The organism is Pseudomonas sp. B21-012 (assembly GCF_024749305.1).
Classification (GTDB): domain Bacteria; phylum Pseudomonadota; class Gammaproteobacteria; order Pseudomonadales; family Pseudomonadaceae; genus Aquipseudomonas.
In genome coordinates this window covers 2578141-2598286 of the sequence record NZ_CP087197.1, presented here as the reverse complement: position 1 = coordinate 2598286, position 20146 = coordinate 2578141, and the positions used below count along the sequence as shown (strand labels likewise).

At 64.9% G+C, this 20146-nt stretch carries 11 protein-coding genes; 8 read left to right on the top strand and 3 right to left on the bottom strand.

Translation table 11 applies throughout. The features are described 5' to 3' along the window. The first annotated feature begins 3 nt into the window (after nt 1-3). The 7 genes from LOY37_RS11950 (at nt 4) to LOY37_RS11920 (ending at nt 12028) form a co-directional block, all read left to right on the top strand. Nucleotides 4-1773, top strand: a complete 1770-nt coding sequence (locus tag LOY37_RS11950; protein WP_258716977.1) for an ABC transporter ATP-binding protein — start codon at nt 4-6, stop codon at nt 1771-1773. Then, a complete protein-coding gene (locus LOY37_RS11945; protein WP_258716976.1) occupies nt 1766-3604 on the top strand; it encodes an ABC transporter ATP-binding protein in 1839 nt (612 codons plus the stop codon). Before LOY37_RS11950 ends, LOY37_RS11945 begins: the two co-directional genes overlap by 8 nt. A 204-nt stretch (nt 3605-3808) precedes the next feature. Continuing rightward, on the top strand, nt 3809-4963 hold the full coding sequence (locus LOY37_RS11940) for an LLM class flavin-dependent oxidoreductase (RefSeq protein ID WP_258716975.1): 1155 nt from the start codon (nt 3809-3811) through the stop codon (nt 4961-4963). Between the two features lie 12 nt (nt 4964-4975). Further along, nucleotides 4976-6016, top strand: a complete 1041-nt coding sequence (locus LOY37_RS11935) for an ABC transporter substrate-binding protein (protein WP_258716974.1) — start codon at nt 4976-4978, stop codon at nt 6014-6016. 30 nt (nt 6017-6046) lie between these two features. After that, entirely contained in the window at nt 6047-7105 is a 1059-nt protein-coding gene (locus LOY37_RS11930; protein WP_045198597.1) for an ABC transporter substrate-binding protein, read from the top strand. 182 nt (nt 7106-7287) lie between these two features. Beyond that, complete coding sequence (locus LOY37_RS11925) at nt 7288-9531, top strand: TonB-dependent receptor (protein ID WP_258716973.1); 2244 nt, start codon at nt 7288-7290, stop codon at nt 9529-9531. Nucleotides 9532-9568: 37 nt separating this feature from the next. Next, nucleotides 9569-12028: a TonB-dependent siderophore receptor gene (locus LOY37_RS11920; protein ID WP_258716972.1), complete on the top strand. Its 2460-nt coding sequence runs from the start codon at nt 9569-9571 to the stop codon at nt 12026-12028. Between the two features lie 65 nt (nt 12029-12093). Here the strand turns inward: LOY37_RS11920 and nfuA are convergent, their stop codons facing one another. The 3 genes from nfuA to LOY37_RS11905 all read right to left on the bottom strand — a co-directional run bounded on the left by nfuA (nt 12094) and on the right by LOY37_RS11905 (nt 16183). After that, nucleotides 12094-12678, bottom strand: a complete 585-nt coding sequence (gene nfuA / locus LOY37_RS11915) for a Fe-S biogenesis protein NfuA (RefSeq protein ID WP_045198594.1) — start codon at nt 12676-12678, stop codon at nt 12094-12096. A gap of 69 nt (nt 12679-12747) precedes the next feature. Beyond that, nucleotides 12748-13770, bottom strand: coding sequence for an acyltransferase (locus tag LOY37_RS11910; protein WP_258716971.1), 1023 nt, complete (start codon nt 13768-13770; stop codon nt 12748-12750). A 112-nt stretch (nt 13771-13882) separates the two neighbouring features. Continuing rightward, entirely contained in the window at nt 13883-16183 is a 2301-nt protein-coding gene (locus LOY37_RS11905; RefSeq protein ID WP_093383624.1) for a fatty acid cis/trans isomerase, read from the bottom strand. 156 nt (nt 16184-16339) lie between these two features. On the opposite strand from LOY37_RS11905, the gene metH reads away from it, so the two are divergent. Beyond that, the gene (gene metH / locus LOY37_RS11900; RefSeq protein WP_258716970.1) at nt 16340-20047 is read left to right on the top strand and encodes a methionine synthase; all 3708 of its coding nucleotides are present in this window, start codon (nt 16340-16342) and stop codon (nt 20045-20047) included. The last annotated feature ends 99 nt before the right edge of the window (nt 20048-20146 follow it).

Below are 20146 nucleotides of genomic sequence, written 5' to 3'. Positions count from 1 at the left end.
TTCATGAGCCCTCGACACCCGCTGCTGCGCAGCCTGGCGATCTACGGTGAAATGCCCTGGCGTTTCGCCCTGGTCGCCGGGCTGTTCGTTTCCATCAACCTTGGCCTGGTCTGGCAACAATGGCTGATCGGCCACGCCCTCAACGAGGTCAGCGCCGGCACGGCGGTGCAGCGCCTGGCCGATGGCAGCCTCGACGGTCAGCGCGCCTGGGGCTGGTTCTGGCTGATCCTCGGCGTGGCCCTGGGCCGCGCGCTGCTGCAGTACGCCGCCGCCATCGGCTCGCTGATCCTTGGCCAGGCGCTGCTCACGCGCCTGCGCGAGCGCCTGCTGGAGCAGGTGCTGCGCCTGCACCTGGGTTATCACTGGCAGCACGGCATGGGCGAGATGGTCACCCGCACCACCCGCGATGCCGACAAGGTCCGCGATGCACTGGTGAGCTTCTGGCGCCAGCTGGTCGAAACGCCACTGGTGATACTCGCCACCGTCGGCCTGCTGGCCTGGTACCACCCGTGGCTGGCGCTCGGGCCGCTGCTGCTGACGGTGATCGGCGTGTGGATATTCGTAGTGCAGACCGAGCGCCTGGTCAGCCTCGACCGCGCGGTCGGCGCCGCCTACGACCGGGTCAACCAGGACCTCGCCGAGGGCATTGGCGCGGTGCGGGTGATCAAGTCGTTCGGCCTGCAGGCCCAGCGCATCGACGGCTTCGAGCGTCAGGTCCTGCAGTTCAGCAGCCTGGCACGCCAGGCCCTGGCCTACGCCAGTTCGCGGATTCCACTGCCGCAGGCGGTGGTGGCGCTGGGGCATGTGTGGATACTGGTGGTGGGCGCGCAATTGGTCGCCGCCGGCCGGATCGGCATTGGCGAACTGGTGACGTCGCTGCTGATCGCCACCACCCTGGTGTTTCGCATTGAAGGCATCGGCCGGGTGATGCAGACCTTCGCCGACGCCCGCGCCTCGGCCGGGCGTATCTGGCAGTTGCTGGATGCGCCGGCGGCGATTGTCGGCGGCAGTCAGCGCCTGCCCGAGGGGCCGCTGGGGCTGAGGCTTGAAGACGTCAGCGTAGCCGCCCCTGGCGGTGGCCAGGCGATTCTGCATCACTGCTCGTTCGAACTGGCCCCCGGTGAAACCGTCGCCCTGGTCGGCGCCACCGGCACCGGCAAGAGCCTGCTGGCCAGCCTGTTGCCACGCCTGAGCGATGTTGCCCAGGGCCGTGTGCTGCTCGGCAACGCGCAGTCCGGTTGGCAGGACATTCGCGACCTGGAGCTGCGCGACCTGCGCAGGCGCGTGCATGTGCTGCCTCAGGAGAGTTTTCTGTTTGCCGACAGCCTGGCCGCCAACCTGCGCCTGAGTGCGCCCGACGCCAGCGACCCGCAACTGCTCCAGGCCCTGCACCAGGCCGCCGCCGACGATATCCTAGAACGCCTGCCCGCAGGCCTCGACAGCCCGCTCGGCGATCGCGGCGTAACCCTCTCGGGCGGCCAGCGCCAGCGCTTGTGCCTGGCCCGGGCCTTGCTCGCGGCGCCGGCCATTCTCTGCCTGGACGATGCCACCAGCGCCCTGGATGCGCTGAGCGAAGGCCGGGTGCTGGACAACCTGCGCCAGCAGGCAAGCGCCACCACCCTGCTGCTGATCGCCAGCAAAGTTTCCACCGTGCAACGCGCCGACCGCGTGCTGCTGCTCGACCACGGCGCCATCGCCGACAGCGGCACCCACGCGCAACTGCTGCAGCGCAACCCGACTTACCGTGACCTGCTGGGGATCGACCATGGCTAAGCCACTGCCGGGCAACGCCCTGAGCGATATCGAGATCGAAGAGCTGCTGGCAAAAAAAGCCCTCGACCGCAGCATGTTCCAGCGACTGCTGCCGTTGTTGCGGCCGGTGCGCAAACAAATCGCCTGGGTCATCGGCCTGGAGCTGCTGCTGGTGTTTACCGTGTTCCTGCGACCCTGGTTCGTTCGTGAACTGCTCGACCGCGGTCTGATCCACGACGGCAATCGCTGGCTGCTCGACCAGCCGCTGGTGCTGTGGCTGGGGCTGGGCCTGGCGGCCAGTTGGCTGGGGCGCTTTGTGCTGGCCGGGGTATCGCAGTATATCGCCGGCAGCGCGGCGATCCAGGTGCTCAACCAATTGCGGGTGCGGGTGTTTGCCCACGTCCAGGCCTTGAGCGTCGGTTACTTCGACCGCACCCGCGCCGGGCGTATCATTTCCCGCGCCGACCGCGATGTCGATGCCCTGGAGCCGCTGCTGATCCAGGGCCCGCCGGAACTGCTCGGCGCCCTGCTGCGCTGCAGCCTGGCGGCGGTGATGCTGTGGCTGATCGAGCCGCTGTTCTTCTTCAGCCTGATCGGCAGCGTGCCGCTGCTGCTGGCGGCGACCTGGGCGTTCAAGCGCATCGCCCAGCGCAACTGGGCCAAGGTCGCCGAACAGCGCAGCCGCTTCACCGCGCACCTGGTCGAGAGCGTCAGCGGCGTGCGCCTGCTACAGCAGACCGGCCAGCAGGCGCCGAACCTTAAGCGTTACACACAACTGCTGCACGACTTCAACGAAGCGCTGATCATCGGCAGCCTGCGCTCGGGCTGGTTCGCGCCCTTTACCGCGCTGCTCAGCGCCGCCGGCATGGCGGTGCTGGTGCTGGTCGGCGGCTACAGCCTGGCCAAGGGCACGGTCACGGTCGGCCAGGTCGGCGAAAGCCTGTTCTACGTGATGCTGTTCCTTGGGCCATTGCAAGAACTGACCGACCTGTTCGAACGCTATGCCACCGGTTCCGCCTCGGCCCAGCGGATCTTCCTGTTGCTCGACACCGCGCCGCAGATTGTCGACCCGGTGGCGCCGCTGGACTTGCCCGCGGCGCGCGGCGAGGTGCATTTTCAGCAGGTGCGCTTTGCCTATTTGCCGCAACCCACCCGGCCGGTGATCGACGGCCTCGACCTGCGCATCAATGCCGGTGAAGTGCTGGCGATTGTCGGCCCGTCCGGGCATGGCAAGAGCACCCTGGTGCAGTTGCTCACACGCTTCTACGAAGTTGATCACGGCGCGGTGACCCTCGATGGCGTCGATATTCGCCAGCTCAGCCAGCAACAGCTGCGCCGCCACGTTGGCGTGGTACTGCAGGACAACGTGCTGTTCAACGGCAGCATCCTCGACAACCTGCGCCTGGCCGCGCCGCATGCCGATGACGACACGCTGATTGACGCGGTGCGCGAGCTGGGGGCAGACGAGGTGCTGGAGCGCCTGGCGCATCGCTATGACACCCAGGTCGGGCCGCTGGGCAGCCACCTCAGCCAGGGCCAGCGCCAGCTGGTGTGCCTGGTGCGCGCCTACCTGGCGGACCCGGCGGTGCTGGTGCTCGACGAGGCCACCTCGGCGGTCGATGTGCACACCGAGCGGCGCATCCAGCGGGCGCTGCGGCGGCTGTGCGAGGGGCGCACGGCGATCATCATCGCCCACCGCCTGGCGACCATTCGCGATGCCGACCGCATCGTGCTGATTCGCGAGGGCAAGCTGGTCGAGCAAGGGCCGCATCAGCAGTTGCTGGCCAAGGGTGGCGATTATGCGGCGTTGTATCGGCGGTATCAGCAGGGTGCCGAGCTGCAAGCGTGTTGAGGCATTTCGCGGGTCAATGCAGGACCTGTGGGGCGGTGCGACGACTCGACTTGACCCGCGATGCTTTGTGCTGCAACCGCCGCAGCCACTGCTGACCGGTTGCTGACCTGGCAACACCCCTGCCGCCAACCCCCAATGATTACGGGCCCGCGCGGCGTGGCATGGGCGTTGCACCGCTGTCTCTACCTTCATCGAGGAACAGCCATGAGCACCGAATTCTTCTGGCGTCTGCCCCTGGGCACCGACGGCCCGCAACTGAGCACCGACAAGCACAACCGCGGCAGTTTCAGCCGCAGCCCCGGGCATATCGCTCCCGGCCTGTTGCAGGACGGCAGCGCCGATGGTTTCACCTACATCGACTACATCGCCCAGGTGGCCAAGGCCGCAGAACTTGCAGGCTTTGAAGGCGCGCTGCTGCCCACCGGCCCCGAGCCGTGGATCGCCGCCGCGGCCCTGGCCCGGGAAACCCGCCGCCTGCGCTTTCTGATCGCTTTCCAGGCCACCTGGACCCTGCCCGCCTACGCCGCGCAGCAGGCGGCAATCCTCCAGCACCTGAGCCACGGGCGCCTGGACTGGAACATCATCACCGGCGGCAACCCGGCCAGCCAGCGCGCCCAGGGCGACTTTCTCGACCACGACCAGCGCTACAAGCGTACCGGCGAGTTCCTCGACATCATCCAGGGTTTGTGGAGCAACGAGCGCTTCTCTTACGACGGCGACATCTACCGCCTGGAAAACGGCGCACTGCCGCCGCACCTGGGTAACGAACGCAAGCCGGGGGTGTACTTCTCCGGCTTCTCCGAGCCGGCGCTGGAAGTCGCCGCCCGCCACGCCGACGTGTACCTGAACTGGGCCGAGCCGGTTGAGCAGCTCAAGCCGCACATCGAGCGGGTACGCGAGCTTGCCGACAAGCAAGGGCGCACGGTGCGCTTCGGCCTGCGCGTCGACCTGTTCGCGCGTGAAACCGAAGAAGCCGCCTGGCGCGACCTGCGCCGCCAGTTCGACAAGCTCGAAGGCAAGCCCAGCGCCGTCTCCAAGGCCTTCACCAGCGCCAGCGACTCGGTGGGCGGCGCGCGGCAAACCGCCTATCACCAGAACATCCAGCGCTTCGACGACCTGATCATCGGCGCCAACCTCTGGGCCGGTTTTGCCAAGGCCAAGCCTGGGCCGACCGTGGGCCTGGTGGGCAGCCACGAGAACATCGCCGAACGCCTGGCCGAATACCGCGACGCCGGTTTCTCGACCTTTATCCTGGCCGGCAATCCGCACCTGGAAGAAGCCTTGCGCATCGGCCAGGAGGTGCTGCCGCTGGTGCGCCAGGCGCCGCTGGCCAGCCTGTCGCTGACCGCCAGCGCCTGACCGGAGCCCGATATGAGCACACCCCTCGATACCCTCTGGTACACCCGCTGCCCGGTGCCCACGGGCCTGGGCATTGCCGTTCAGCAAGGCTGGCTGCAGGACAGCCTGCACACGCTTGGCACCCAGGTGCAGTCAATTCGCGAGGCCGACGATGCTGCGGTGCGCGAGTCGCACTTCGATCACAGCCTGCGCCATTCGGTGCGTCATGGCGGCAGCATTCCAGCAATCTGGGCCCGCGCCCAGGGCCGCGAGACGCGCCTGATAGGGCTGTCCTGGGCCGATGAGGCGCAGTTGATCCTGACCCGCGCCGACAGCGCCATTCACAGCATCAGGCAACTGGCCGGCAAGCGCTTCGGCCTGCCCGACCGTGCCCACGCGCAAATCGACTTCACCCGTGCGCAAGCCCTGCGCGGGCTGGAGAACGCGCTGAAACTCGAGGGCTTGCAGGTCGGCGACCTGCAGCTGGTCAACTACCGCTACGACAGCGGTTTCAGTGACAGCCCGCTGCGCGTTGTTGCCGGCAGCAGCGTGGCCAGCAGTGACGAGGCGCGCAACCTGGAGCTGATCGGCCTGCTGCGCGGTGAAGTCGATGCGATCTTTCTCAAGGGCGCCAGCGCCGTGCAGCAGGCCCATGATTTCGGTCTGCGCACATTACTGGACATCGGCGCCCACCCCGATCCGCTGATGCGCAGCAACAACGGCACGCCGCGCACCCTGACGGTCGACCAGGCGCTGCTCGACCAGCACCTGCCGGTGGCCACCCAGGTGCTCGACAGCGTCCTGCGCGCCGAAGCCTGGGCCCATCAGCACCCAGAGCAGACCCGCCGCTACCTGGCGCTGGAAACCAACAGCAGCGAGTACTGGGTCAGCCGCGCCTACGGCGAAGACGCGCACCTGCGCTTGCGCACCGCCCTCGACGAACAGGCCATCGCCGCCCTGCAGGACTTCGTGACCTTCCTGCAGCGCTGGCGCTTTATCCGCACGGCGTTCGATGTACGCCAATGGATCGACCGCCGCCCCATGGACGGGCTGCATACCGCACTGGCCGGCTAACCGGCCACCTGACAAGGACTAGAACCGACAATGAGCACACCCCTCGATACCCTCTGGTACACCCACAGCCCGGTGCCCACCGGCCTTGGCATCGCCGTGCAAAGCGGGCGCCTGGCCGAAGCCTTTCAGCCGCTGGGCACCTCGATCCAGTCGCTGCGCGAATCGAGCGAGCGCGAAGTGCGCGAAGCCCATTACGACCATCACCTGCGCAACTCGGTGCGCCACGGCGGCAACATCCCGGCGATCTGGGCCTACGCCAGCGGCGTGCAGACCCGCGTGCTGGGCCTGAGCTGGGCCGATGAAGTGCAGTTGATCCTGACCACCGAAGACAGCGGCGTACGCACCGTGCGCGACCTCAAGAACCGCCGCTTCGGCCTGCCGAAATGGGCCAACGTGCAGATCGACTTCACCCGCGCCCAGGCCCTGCGCGGGCTGGAGAACGCGCTGAAGCTCGAAGGCCTGAACGTCGCCGATGTCGAGCTGGTCGACTACCCCTACGGCGGCACCCACAGCGATGAACAGGTCACTCATGTGCATGGCGCGGCGGTGACCCTCGGCGTCAACCGCGTCAGCCGCCGCAACAACGAGCTGATCGGCCTGCTGCGCGGCGATATCGACGCGATCTTTTTAAAGGGCGCCACGGCCCTGCAACTGGCCCACGAATTCGGCCTGCGGGTAGTGATCGACACCGGCTCCCACCCCGATCCGCTGATTCGCGCCAACAACGGCACGCCGCGGACCCTGACCGTGGACATCAACCTGCTGGAGCAGCACTTCGGTGCCTGCAAGCGCATCGTTGATGTGCTGCTGCGTACCGAGCAGTGGGCCTGGGCCAATGCCGATGAAACCCGGCGCTATCTTGCCCGCGAGCTGAACACCAGCGAGTACTGGGTGGCAGCGGCCTATGGCGAGGACGCCCACCGGCGACTGCGCACCACCCTCGATGGTCGCTCGATCGAGGCGTTGCAGGACTTCACCGATTTTCTCCATCGCTGGGACTTTATACCGAGGCGTTTCGATGTGCGTGAGTGGATTGATTTCAGTGTGCTGGAGGCAGTGATCGGCTCGACTTCGCGGGTCGCTACCTGATCGCGGGGCAAGTCGGGTCGCCGCGATTGCTGCCCCAGCAACAGGCATTCCACACCCCCCTGCTGAATAACTAGCAGCCACCGCTAAAAAACCCAATAAAATCCTTTAAATACAACAAGATACAAACATGGCACAAACCCTGCTCTATCCCCTTCAACTGCACATCCGGGGAGACCAGCAGCATGCACACACTTAACCCAATCGCCCAAGGCATCGGCCTGAGCATCCTGCTGGCCAGCCAGTCGGAGCTGCTCAGGGCCGAAGACAACACCAGCACTACACCGGCGCTGAAAACCGTTACGGTCACCGCCCAGCACCGCGAAGAAACCCTGCAGGAAGTGCCAGTGGCGGTCACTGCGGTGCAAGGCAGCAGCATCACCGCCGACGGCGTGCGCGCCATGGGCGATATCACCACCTTCATCCCCAACGCCTCGGCCAAGAACCCCGACGGCGATGGCCGCCCGCGCTGGTACATTCGCGGCCTGGGCACCGGCGACACCGGCGCCGCCACCGTCTACCCGGTGGGTATCTACGCCGACGACGTCTACCTCAATGCCCCGGTGGCCGGCGGCGGCCCGTTGTTCGACCTTGAGCGCATCGAGATCCTGCGCGGCCCGCAAGGCACCCTGTATGGCAAGAACACCACCGCAGGCGCGGTGAACATCATCTCCAAGAAGCCGGGCTTCGACACCGACGGCTTCGGCACCCTCGGCTTTGGCAGCAAGAACGAGCGAATCCTCAGTGGCGCCATCGGCGGCGCCCTGGTCGATGAGCGCCTGGCAGCAAGGGTGTCGCTGTACTCCGAAGAGCGCGATGGCTTCACCCACAACCTGAGCAACGACCAGACCTACGGCGACGTCAACAAGAAGGCCGTGCGTGTGCAGTTCCTGGCCAGGCTCAACCCTGACCTTCAAGCACTGTGGAAGGTCCACGGCCGCCAGTTCAAGGGCGATGGCAGCAGCGGTTCGCTGACGCTGGGGCGCTACTACAACGTCGGCTACCAGCGCCCGGAAGGCCGGCGCATCGAGCTGAACGTCGATGAAGATGCCAAGCTCGACCACAACGGCACCTCGCTGACCCTGAACTGGGACATCGGCGACTACAAGCTGACCTCGATCACCGCCTACGACTACATCCGCAACCAGCAACTCAGCGACGCCGACTACACCCCCTATGAAGTCAACGGCGCCGCCGACAGCGACAACCGTTACGACCAGTACTCCCAGGAATTTCGCCTGGCCTCGCCGCAACAGGAAACCCTGCGCTGGATGCTTGGCGCCCACTACTTCCACGAAACCCTCGACAGCAGCGCCTTGCGCACCGTCACCCCGGGGCCTACGCCCAACGGCACCGGCTCCAACCAGACCGGCGGCACGGTGGATTTTCGTGACCTGAGCTACACCCACAAAACCGACAGCTACGCGCTGTTCGGCAACCTCGCCTACGACCTGAGCGACAACCTGACCGTTACCGGTGGCCTGCGCTGGACCACCGAGAAAAAGGACATCGACCTGGACCTGGTGCAATTGACCCGCGCCACTGCCAACGGCCCGCTGATCCCGCTGACCGCCAGCGGCAGCAACGGCTCCCAGGAAGAGGCCAAGCGCTGGGATGCCTGGACCTACGACCTGACCCCCGAGTACCGCATCAACGACAACCTGCGGGTGTTCTTCCGTTATGCCCATGGTTTTCGGTCCGGCGGTTTCAACACCGGTCTATCCACCAGCCTTGCGCAGTTGACCACGGTCGATCCGGAAGAGCTGGATGCCTACGAGCTGGGCCTGAAGTCTGAATGGCTTGACCATCGCCTGACGGTCAATGCCAACCTGTTCTACTACGACTACCAGGACATCCAGGTCAACCTGCTGACGGTCAACAACGGCATCCTCACCACGGCGCTGACCAACGGCGCCAAGGGCAAGGTCAAGGGCGCCGAGCTTGAGCTCGAAGGCCAGCCGACCGACTACCTGCACCTGCGCGCGGCGCTGTCGTTCCTCGACACCGAGTACACCGACTTCAAGAACACCAACCCCACCACCGGCGCGGTGACCGCCGACTACAGCGGCAACAGCTTCGTGCGCTCGCCGCGTTACGTGGTGTCGCTGGGCGGCGACTACACCATCCCGCTGGAAGTCGGCGGCAAGCTGGTGGCCGGTGCCGATGTCAGCTTCCGTGACCGCGAGTACTTTCTGGCCGACCGCCAGAGCAGCGCCGACCAGCCGCTCAACCAGCCGCACTACACCCTGGCCAACAGCCGCCTGACCTGGTTCAGCCCGGATGAAAAGCTCAGCGTCACCGGTTTCGTCAATAACCTCACCGACCGCCGCTACCAGGTTCACGGCCGCCCCAACGGCACCGCCGGCCAGTACGTGATCACCTATGGCGACCCGCGCACCGTGGGTCTGAGTGTCACCAGCCGGTTCTGATCGCTGCATCCTTTCTGCCTTACAGGAGTCTGTTCCCATGTTCCGACCTACCCCCTTGGCTGGCGCCATCGCGCTGGTCATCGGCGGCTTCGGCGCGCCCGGCGTTTACGCCCAGGCGCCGGGCGCCAGCGACAGCAAGCTCGACACCGTGGTGGTGGTCGGCACCCGCCGCAGTGATGTCACCGCCCTGCAGAGCGCCGCCCCGGTGGATGTGCTCAGCGCCGAGCAGTTGCAGGAAACCGGCGCCCAGGATTTGTCCGGGGCACTCACCGCGCTGTCGCCTTCGTTCAGCTTCCCGCAGTCGCCGCAAGGCGCCTTTGCCGGCTCCATCGCCCAGGGCGCCTCGTTGCGCGGCCTGGCCTCCGACCAGGTCTTGGTGCTGGTCAACGGCAAGCGCCGCCACAGCAGCGCCAACGTCACCCGCCAGGGCCTGGCCAACGGTCGCGGCGCGGCGGCGGTGGACTTGAGCCTGATCCCGTTGAGCGCCATCTCGCGGGTGGAGGTCCTGCGTGACGGCGCCGCCGCCCAGTACGGCTCGGATGCCATCGCCGGGGTGATCAACATCGTGCTCAAAGAGAACGACGCCGGTGGCAACCTCGGCTATCGCTTCGGCGGCTACGCCAAGGGCGACGGCCTGCAGCGCAAGCTCAGCGGCTGGAAAGGCCTGGCGCTGCCCAACGATGGCTTTCTCAACCTGAGTTTCGATGCCGGCAGCCAGGACCCGGCCAGCGACACCCGCGCGGACAACCGGATCTTTTACCCAGGCTCGACCAACATCAACAGCGAGCGCGAACAGAACAACCGCTACCGCACCTGGAACTGGGGCTCGGGCAATGTCTCGGACCAGTACAACCTGGTGGCCAACAGCGAGCTGGGCATCGGCGACGGCCTGAGCGCCTACGGCTTTGCCACCTACGCGCACAAGAACACCGACGCCGAAGGCTTCTTCGACCCGCCGACCACCCTGCGCAACAACTACGCAAGCGTGGCCCTGCAGCGCTATCCGGACGGGCGCCTGCCGATCACCCGCTACAACCTCGAAGACTACGCCGTGACGGGTGGCCTGCGTTACGAAGACGAACACCTGGGCAAGTTCGACCTGGCGGCCAACTACGGCAACGACACGCTCAAGTCCACCGATCGCAATGCCATCAACCCCAGCTGGGGCAACGCCAGCCCGGATAAAATCTACACCGGCGAGCGCGAGAACGAGCAGACCAACCTGACCCTGGACTGGGTCCGCGACTTCCCCACCGACCTGCTGGCCAGGCCGCTGACCCTGTCGGCGGGCCTGGCCTGGCGCAAGGAGCACTACAGCCTGAGTGCCGGCGAAGCGGCCGGCTGGCAGAACGGGCCGCTGTTCAACACCCTCGACCCGCTCACTGGCCGGCGCATTCCCGGTTACTACGCCGGCATCACCCAGGTCGATGCCGCCTCGCTTGAGCGCAAGGTGCTCGGTGCCTATGTCGATGTCGAAGGGCAGATCACCGACAAGTTCCAGGCCGGGGTGGCGGTGCGTTCCGAGCACTATTCGGACTTTGGCGACACCACCAACGGCAAGCTGTCGCTGCGCTACGACTTCACCCCGCAGATTGCCGCGCGCGGCAGCATCAGCTCCGGCTACCGCGCGCCGTCGCTGGTGCAGAGCGGCCTTTCGTCGTTTAGTGTGCAGGTAGTCGAGCAGCCTTCGGGCAGCGGCAACTGGGTCGAGGTGCAGCAGCGCACCCTGCGCGCCGACAGCCCGGAAGCGGCCTTGCTGGGTGGCCGGGCGTTGAAGCCGGAGGAGTCCACCAACCTGTCGCTGGGGCTGGTCTGGCGGCCACTGAGCAATGCCTCAGTGACCCTCGACGCTTACCGCATCGATATCGACAACCGCATCACCCTCTCTGACCAGCTGCCGGGCAACGTGGTCGGGCCGATCTTTGCCGGCACGCCCTACGCCAACATCCAGAGCGCGGCGTTCTACACCAACATCGCCGACACCCGCACCGACGGCGTCGAGCTGGCCGGGCAGTACCAGTGGGACTTGCAGCAGTTTGGCCGGCTCAACCTCAACGCAGGCTTTGCCAAGACCCGCACGCGGATCACCGAGCTGCGCGATGTCGGCGGTATCAGCGGCGAGCAGATCGTCGGCCGCGCCACCCAGGGCCTGATCGAACACGGCACGCCGGAAGACAAACTGACCTTGAGCGCCAACTGGCTGTACGAGAACTGGGGCGTGACCCTGACCCAGCGCCGCTATGGCGAGTGGCAGAGCCTGAACAGCAGCAACCCGGACCTGGACCAGACCTTCAGCGCGCAGTGGATCACCGACCTGGACCTGAGCTACAGCTTCGACCAGGGGCTGAAATTATCGGTGGGCGCGATCAACCTGTTCGACAGCCATCCGGACAAGCTCGATGGGCCGCAGTTGTATGGGGTGCCGAAGTATTCGATTACCTCGCCCGAGGGGGCGCAGGGGGCGTTTTACTATGCGAGTGTCAGTTATGACTTTTGAGGCTTGAAAACCATCGCGGGTCAAGCCCGCTCCCACAAGAAGCGTGCTTGACCCGTGATCAGACTTTAGTAGTAAGCGTTTTCTTTCTGACTGTGGTCAGTCACATCACGCACACCCTTGAGCTCGGGAATGCGCTCGAGCAAGGTCCGCTCGATGCCTTCCTTCAAGGTCACGTCGGCCTGGCCGCAGCCCTGGCAACCACCACCGAACTGCAGCACGGCGATGCCGTCCTCGACCACTTCGATCAGGCTGACCTGGCCGCCGTGGCTGGCCAGCCCCGGGTTGATCTCGGTTTGCAGGTAGTAGTTGATGCGCTCGTTGACCGGGCTGTCTTCGTTGACCATCGGCACCTTGGCGTTCGGCGCCTTGATGGTCAGCTGGCCGCCCATGCGGTCGGTAGCGTAGTCGACCACGGCATCCTCAAGAAACGGAATGCTGACCGCGTCAAGGTAGGCAGTGAAGGTCTTCAGACCTACCGCCTCGTCTTCCGGCTTCTCCTCGCCCGGCTTGCAGTAGGCAATGCAGGTTTCTGCGTAGGTGGTGCCCGGTTGGGTAATGAAAATGCGAATGCCAATACCCGGGGTGTTCTGCTTTTCCAGCAGATCGGCCAGGTAATCATGCGCGGCGTCGGTAATAGTTATGGCGCTCATGGAAGTTCCTCACAGACTTGCCGGCAGTTTACGCCAACCTGGCCGCCGAACAAAGTCCTAGTAATTCTGTCAGGAAAGGGTTACCGCCACTGGCGTGCCGCGCCGGGCCTCGAACCAGGCGCTCATGCGCCGGTACAAACGCTTTTCCAGCAGCAGATAACTGGCCCACGACAGCCCGGCGATCAACGGTACGCACAGGGCAAATACCGCATACGGGCTGAGGTTCAGGCGCTGGCTTGCAAACCAGCCGGCATACAGCACCAGCACGTGGATCAGGTACACCGAGTACGAGCAATCGCCCAGCGCCTTGAGCAGGCGGTTGCCCTTGAAGTACGGCTCCAGGGCAATGCAGGCGAAAACAATCAACGCGCTCGGCACGCCCCAGTGCAGCAAGCGCATCGAGGCATCCAGGTGATAGATCGCCAGCCCCGCCGCCGCCAGGATCGCCAGCGGCAGCCACAGGCCCTGGGCGATCCAGCCGCGCCGGTAGAGCACGCCGATGCCGATACCGAGCAAAAATTCATAGACGATATTGTTACGGTAGAAGTGATTGAGCAGCCCGGCGCGGGTTAGCACCTCGCTGACCAGCAGCAATGCTAACGCCACCAGCAATAGCCGGTGTTGCTGGCGGACCACGAACACCAGCGAGAACAGCAGGTAGAAGAACATCTCGTAGTTCAGGGTCCAGCCGACATTGAGGGTCGGGTACTGGCCGTAACCGCCGGGATTCTCGGCCGGAATGAACAGCAACGACAAAAGAAAATGCTCAAGGTCGATGGCCTGGTGCGGCATCCACTGGCTGGCGGCGACCAGCAGCAAGGCCATCAGTGCGGTGTAGAACCAGTAGGCCGGCACGATGCGCAGCGCCCGGTTGAGCAGAAAGCGCCGGGCCGGCATGGCCTTGTCGCGGGTCGAGAGGTAGATCACCAGACCGCTGATCACAAAAAACACATCCACGCCCACGGCGCCGCGGTCAGTCAAGAACTGCCCAATCGGGCCACTGGCATGGAAGTCGAAGAAAATCTGCATGAAGTGATGGCAAACCACCACCCAGGCGGCAAGCGCCCTTAAAGCCTGAAGCGAATACAGCATCCGGTTACCTGCGTCTCAAGTCCCACTCAAGCCCCGGCCGGAACCGGGGCCGCATGAGAGCTCGGACCACAGGTTGCCGGGAAAGGTCAGGCGACCTTCCCGGCGGTCATGTTTACAGGTTCTCGTAGCGGTTCATGTCGAGCACCCCCGACTCCACCGCGTCGGTCTCCTTGATGTAGCTGTCAAGGTCGTGGAAGTACTGCCAGAACTGCGGATGGCTGCGGCGCACACCCCAGCGCATGACGATGCGCTCGAACCTGGCGGTGTCGTCGCGAGCCGCTTCCAGGTCTTCGACGAACTCCGGCACATCGCTGGCCGGAACGTTGAACATGAAGTTGGGGTAGCTGCTGAGCACGCCCGGCACCAGGGTCAGGGTGTCCAGGCCCGGCTGGTAGCGGTAGGCCTCGCCGAGCATGAAGGCGACGTTGCTGTGCGCGCGGTTGCGCAGCAGGCTGTAGACCTGGCGCTGGCCGCCCTGCCCTTCGATGCGCAGCATGGTCGCTTCAGGCAACTGATTGATCACCTTAAGGCCCGCCGCCGGGCGCGAGACCAGGCGGCTCAGCGACTGCTCGACATCACGGAACTCCTCGCTCATTTGCGGCCGCGAGCAATAGGCGCCCTGGCAGCGGTTGATCGGGTCGGGCGCGGCGTTGAGGCTGCCGGTGCGCTGGATCAGCTTGAGACCGAAGTCACGCTTGGGGTCGCGCTTGTCGAGTTTCAGTGCGCTCGGGGTGTCGGTGTCGATGTCCTCATAGTCCATCCACATCTTCACCTTGCCGCCGTTCTGGTACCAGTCGCTGAGGATCGCGCCACGGGCATCGGCCGGCATCAGGCGCAGGAAGTTGACCTCAGCGCCATTGCGGATCAGGTCGAAGTACAGCCGCGTCTGCGCCTGGTGCGAGACGTTGCCATAGACATCGAAGTTGACCGCCAACTGGTAGTAGGTGCGTTCGAACAGCGGGTAATCGAACAGCCAGATGGTTTTTGGCACGTCACCGATCAGGCCCTTGCTCACCGAGGCGCTGTCAAAGTGACGGAAGATGGTCAACAGCGCGTTGTCGTTGCCGGCCCAGAGGGTCGACCAGCTCGGCGGCGGCACTTCGGCATAGGCCTCGCGGCGCAGCTTTTCGTACTCGTTGCGCTTGTCGCGGTAGGCATGCCAGAGGGTCAGGATGCTGCCGACATCGTCGATCTGCCCGGGCATCGCCAGCAGCGGCGTGGCCTGGCCGCGGTACTCGGCATCGGTCAGGTAGCGGTCGTGGGCCGGCTCCTGGAACAGCGTCCAGAAGTTGTCGCGGATCACGTCGGTGGCAATCTGGCCTCGGCACACCGGGCCGCGGATGAAGGTGCGCACGAAGTACTCGGCGTTATCCAGCATGAACTGGTAACGGGCCACCGCCGGGATCGCTTCGAAGGTCTCGAACGGGTTGGCGCGGTGACGCGGGCCGTAGCCAGGCAGCGCATTGGCGTGCCAGTCGCCGCTGTAGAACAGCTGCTTGACGCGCTTGAGCTTCTGCGGGCCCATCGGGTAGGTGATGTGGGTTTTATGCACGATCACGCCCTGCACCGGCATCAGCCGGTAATAGAAGTCGGTGCCCGGCGGGTCGTTGGGCCGGCGCGTGGCGATCAGGTCGATCGGCTGGCCGCTTGGCGTGCGCGAACGTACCCACTGGAAGAAATGCCCCTGCTCGCCGCCAACAAAGTGGATGTGGGCAAGGAACAGGTGCTCGTACAGCCAGCGCCCGACCAGCGCTTCGGTCGAACCGGGGCGGTTGAGCAACGCTTCCCAGTCGGCAATTTGCGCGGCCTCCCTGGCGCTCGGCTGGATCGGCTCGTGCTCCACCGGCGCACCGGCCGCCAGCCAGCGCTGCAGGGTCTGGTACTGGGCATCGGTGAGGCCGGTAACTGCCAGCGGCATGCCCTCTTTCGGGTGCGCGCCGGCATAGGCGTCGAACTCCCCGGGCAATGGGCACATGTTGTTGCGGTTCAGGCCCAGGACAATCTCCTCGGGCAACTTGGCGTTGGGCGTCAGCGGGGTCTTGTGCCCAAGCTCGAGCATGCGCGCCATCAGCGCGGCCTGGCTGCCCTGGTTGTCGAGCACCGAGTAAAAGCCCTTGCGCTGCCAGCCTTCGGTGCTGGTGGCATCGTAGAACAAGCGCGTCGGCGCGACCGCCTTGCTGCGCTCGCCCTGGTACACCGGCACCTTGGAGGCACCGCGCGAGGCGCCCTCGGCACTGCCCAGGTTGAGCTGGCAGGCCGCGTCGTTGCAGGCGTGGCAGGCCACGCATTTCTCGGTGAAGATCGGTTGGATGTCCCGGGTATACGAAATAGCCGAGCTTGATTGAGGGGCTTGCCCCAACGCCACGCCGCTGATGAACAGAGCGAAAGCGCCGGCAAGAAAGCGATGCACCATGTGCCGAATGTCCTGGGTATTGATAGCTTCACGATTCTACCGGTGCTGGCGGCGTGCCAACATGAATGAAATTCATGTAAATCTTCAACACGTCTAAAAACCGCGCAGCTTTGTTATTATTCCGCAACTTTTGTTTTTGCCCGACCAGGTAGTCCTATGTCTGACCGCAGCGCTCGTTTCCAAGCACTTCAGCAAGCACTCAAAGAGCGCATCCTGATTCTCGATGGCGGCATGGGTACTATGATCCAAAGCTACCGCCTCGAGGAACACGACTATCGTGGCACGCGCTTCGCCGATTGGCCAAGCGATGTCAAAGGCAACAACGACCTGTTGCTGCTGTCGCGCCCCGACGTCATCGCCGCCATCGAGAAGGCCTACCTGGACGCCGGCGCCGACATTCTCGAAACCAACACCTTCAACGCCACGCAGATTTCCCAGGCCGACTACGGCATGGAGTCGCTGGCCTATGAGCTTAACCTCGAAGGCGCACGCATCGCCCGTCAGGTCGCCGATGCCAAGACCCTCGAAACCCCGGACAAACCGCGCTTCGTTGCCGGCGTGCTCGGCCCCACCAGCCGCACCTGCTCGATTTCCCCCGACGTCAACGACCCGGGCTATCGCAACGTCACTTTCGACCTGCTGGTAGAAAACTACCTTGAGGCGACCCGTGGCCTGATCGCAGGCGGCGCCGACCTGATCCTGATCGAGACCATCTTCGACACCCTCAACGCCAAGGCGGCGATCTTCGCCGTGCAGCAGGTGTTCGAGGAAGACCGCGTCCAATTGCCGATCATGATCTCCGGGACCATCACCGACGCTTCCGGCCGCACCCTGTCGGGGCAGACCACCGAAGCGTTCTGGAACTCGGTGCGCCATGCCAACCCGATCTCGGTGGGCCTGAACTGCGCCCTCGGTGCCAAGGACCTGCGCCCCTACCTCGAAGAGCTGTCGAGCAAAGCCGGCACCCATGTTTCGGCGCACCCCAACGCCGGCCTGCCGAACGCCTTCGGTGAGTACGACGAAACCCCGGCCGAAATGGCCGTGGTGGTCGAAGAGTTCGCCGCCAGCGGCTTCTTGAACATCATCGGCGGCTGCTGCGGTACCACCCCGGGGCATATCCAGGCGATTGCCGAAGCGGTCGCCAAGTACCCGCCACGGGCCATTCCGGACATCCCCAAGGCCTGCCGGCTGTCGGGCCTTGAGCCGTTCACCATCGACCGCAACTCGTTGTTCGTCAACGTCGGTGAGCGCACCAACATCACCGGTTCCGCCAAGTTCGCCCGCCTGATCCGCGAAGAGAACTACACCGAAGCGCTGGAAGTCGCCCTGCAGCAGGTCGAGGCCGGCGCCCAGGTGATCGACATCAACATGGACGAAGGGATGCTCGACTCCCAGGCGGCCATGGTCAAGTTCCTCAACCTGATCGCCGGTGAGCCGGACATTTCCCGCGTACCGATCATGATCGACTCCTCCAAGTGGGAAGTGATCGAAGCCGGCCTCAAGTGCATCCAGGGCAAGGGCATCGTCAACTCGATCTCGATGAAGGAAGGCGTCGAGGCCTTCAAGCATCACGCCAAGCTGTGCAAGCGCTACGGCGCCGCCGTGGTGGTGATGGCCTTCGACGAGGTCGGCCAGGCCGACACCGCCGCGCGCAAGCGCGAGATCTGCCAGCGCAGCTACGACATCCTGGTCAATGAAGTGGGCTTTCCGGCCGAAGACATCATCTTCGACCCGAACATCTTCGCCGTTGCCACCGGCATCGAGGAGCACAACAACTACGCCGTCGACTTCATCGAAGCCTGCGCCTATATCCGCGACCACCTGCCCTACGCCCTGAGCTCGGGCGGTGTTTCCAACGTGTCGTTCTCGTTCCGTGGCAACAACCCGGTGCGCGAGGCGATCCACTCGGTGTTCCTCTACCACGCGATCCAGAACGGCCTGACCATGGGTATCGTCAACGCCGGCCAGCTGGAGATCTACGACGAGATCCCGCCGGCGCTGCGCGAGCGGGTCGAGGACGTGGTGCTCAACCGCACCCCGGAAGGCACCGACGCCCTGCTGGCGATCGCCGACGACTACAAGGGCGGCGGCGCGGTCAAGGAAGTCGAGAACGAGGAATGGCGCTCGCTGCCGGTTGGCAAGCGCCTGGAACATGCGCTGGTCAAGGGCATCACCGCCTTTATCGTCGAAGACACCGAAGAGTGCCGCCAGCAGTGCGCGCGCCCGATCGAGGTGATCGAAGGCCCACTGATGAGCGGCATGAACGTGGTCGGCGACCTGTTCGGCGCCGGCAAGATGTTCCTGCCCCAGGTGGTCAAGTCGGCGCGGGTGATGAAGCAGGCGGTAGCGCACCTGATTCCCTTCATTGAACTGGAAAAAGGCGACAAGCCCGAAGCCAAGGGCAAGATCCTCATGGCCACGGTCAAGGGCGACGTGCACGACATCGGCAAGAACATCGTCGGCGTGGTGCTCGGTTGCAACGGCTATGACATCGTCGACCTCGGCGTCATGGTCCCGGCCGAGAAGATCCTGCAAACCGCCCGCGAGCAAAAATGCGACATCATCGGCCTGTCCGGTTTGATCACCCCGTCGCTGGACGAGATGGTCCATGTTGCCCGCGAAATGCAGCGCCAGGACTTCCACCTGCCGCTGATGATCGGCGGCGCGACCACCTCGAAGGCCCACACGGCGGTGAAGATCGAGCCCAAGTACAGCAACGACGCGGTGATCTACGTCACCGACGCCTCACGCGCGGTGGGCGTCGCCACCCAGTTGCTGTCCAAGGAACTCAAGCCAGGCTTCGTCGAGAAGACCCGCCTGGACTACATCGAAGTGCGCGAGCGTACCGCCAACCGCAGCGCCCGCACCGAGCGCCTGAGCTACGAGCAGTCGATCGCCGCCAAGCCCAAGTATGACTGGGCCGGTTACCAGCCGGTGGTGCCGAGCTTCACCGGCGTCAAGGTACTGGAGAACATCGACCTCAAGGTACTGGCCGAGTACATCGACTGGACGCCGTTCTTCATCTCCTGGGACCTGGCCGGCAAGTACCCGCGCATCCTCACCGACGAAGTGGTCGGCGAAGCCGCGACCGCGCTGTTCAAGGATGCCCAGGAAATGCTCGCCAAGCTGATCGACGAAAAGCTGATCAGCGCCCGCGCGGTGTTCGGCTTCTGGCCGGCCAACCAGGTCAACCATGACGACATCGAAGTCTATGGCGCCGATGGCCAGCCACTGGCGCACCTGCACCACCTCCGCCAGCAGACCATCAAGCCGGACAACAAGCCGAACTTCTCCCTGGCCGACTTCGTCGCGCCGAAGGACACCGGCATCACCGATTATGTCGGCGGTTTCATCACCACCGCCGGCATAGGCGCCGAGGAAGTGGCCAAGGCGTACCAGGACAAGGGCGACGACTACAACTCGATCATGGTCAAGGCCCTCGCCGACCGCCTGGCCGAGGCCTGCGCCGAATGGCTGCACGAACAGGTGCGCAAAGACTACTGGGGTTACGCCAAGGACGAGCACCTGGACAACGAGGCGCTGATCAAGGAGCAGTACTCGGGTATCCGCCCTGCCCCGGGCTACCCGGCCTGCCCGGACCACACCGAGAAGGAAACCCTGTTCCGCCTGCTCGACGGCACCGCCATCGGCGAAACCGGGCCCAGCGGCGTGTTCCTCACCGAGCACTTCGCCATGTTCCCGGCGGCGGCGGTCAGCGGCTGGTATTTCGCCCACCCGCAAGCGCAGTACTTTGCCGTCGGCAAGGTCGACAAGGACCAGGTGCAGAGCTACACCGCGCGCAAAGGCCAGGAGCTGAGCGTGAGCGAGCGCTGGTTGGCGCCTAACCTTGGCTATGACAACTGAAGCTGCAAGCTGCAAGCCACAAGCTGCAAGAGGGCGCATCAGCTTCTTGTAGCTTGTAGCTTGCAGCTACCGTCTACACTGAGGGGGATGCCTTTTAAC

Coding starts and splice junctions, on each gene's coding strand:
- LOY37_RS11905 (WP_093383624.1), bottom strand. CDS start 16,183: ATGGTGCATCGCTTTCTTGCCGGCGCTTTCGCTCTGTTCATCAGCGGC.
- LOY37_RS11930 (WP_045198597.1), top strand. CDS start 6,047: ATGAGCACACCCCTCGATACCCTCTGGTACACCCACAGCCCGGTGCCC.
- nfuA (WP_045198594.1), bottom strand. CDS start 12,678: ATGAGCGCCATAACTATTACCGACGCCGCGCATGATTACCTGGCCGAT.
- LOY37_RS11910 (WP_258716971.1), bottom strand. CDS start 13,770: ATGCTGTATTCGCTTCAGGCTTTAAGGGCGCTTGCCGCCTGGGTGGTG.
- LOY37_RS11920 (WP_258716972.1), top strand. CDS start 9,569: ATGTTCCGACCTACCCCCTTGGCTGGCGCCATCGCGCTGGTCATCGGC.
- LOY37_RS11945 (WP_258716976.1), top strand. CDS start 1,766: ATGGCTAAGCCACTGCCGGGCAACGCCCTGAGCGATATCGAGATCGAA.
- LOY37_RS11950 (WP_258716977.1), top strand. CDS start 4: ATGAGCCCTCGACACCCGCTGCTGCGCAGCCTGGCGATCTACGGTGAA.
- LOY37_RS11940 (WP_258716975.1), top strand. CDS start 3,809: ATGAGCACCGAATTCTTCTGGCGTCTGCCCCTGGGCACCGACGGCCCG.
- LOY37_RS11925 (WP_258716973.1), top strand. CDS start 7,288: ATGCACACACTTAACCCAATCGCCCAAGGCATCGGCCTGAGCATCCTG.
- LOY37_RS11935 (WP_258716974.1), top strand. CDS start 4,976: ATGAGCACACCCCTCGATACCCTCTGGTACACCCGCTGCCCGGTGCCC.
- metH (WP_258716970.1), top strand. CDS start 16,340: ATGTCTGACCGCAGCGCTCGTTTCCAAGCACTTCAGCAAGCACTCAAA.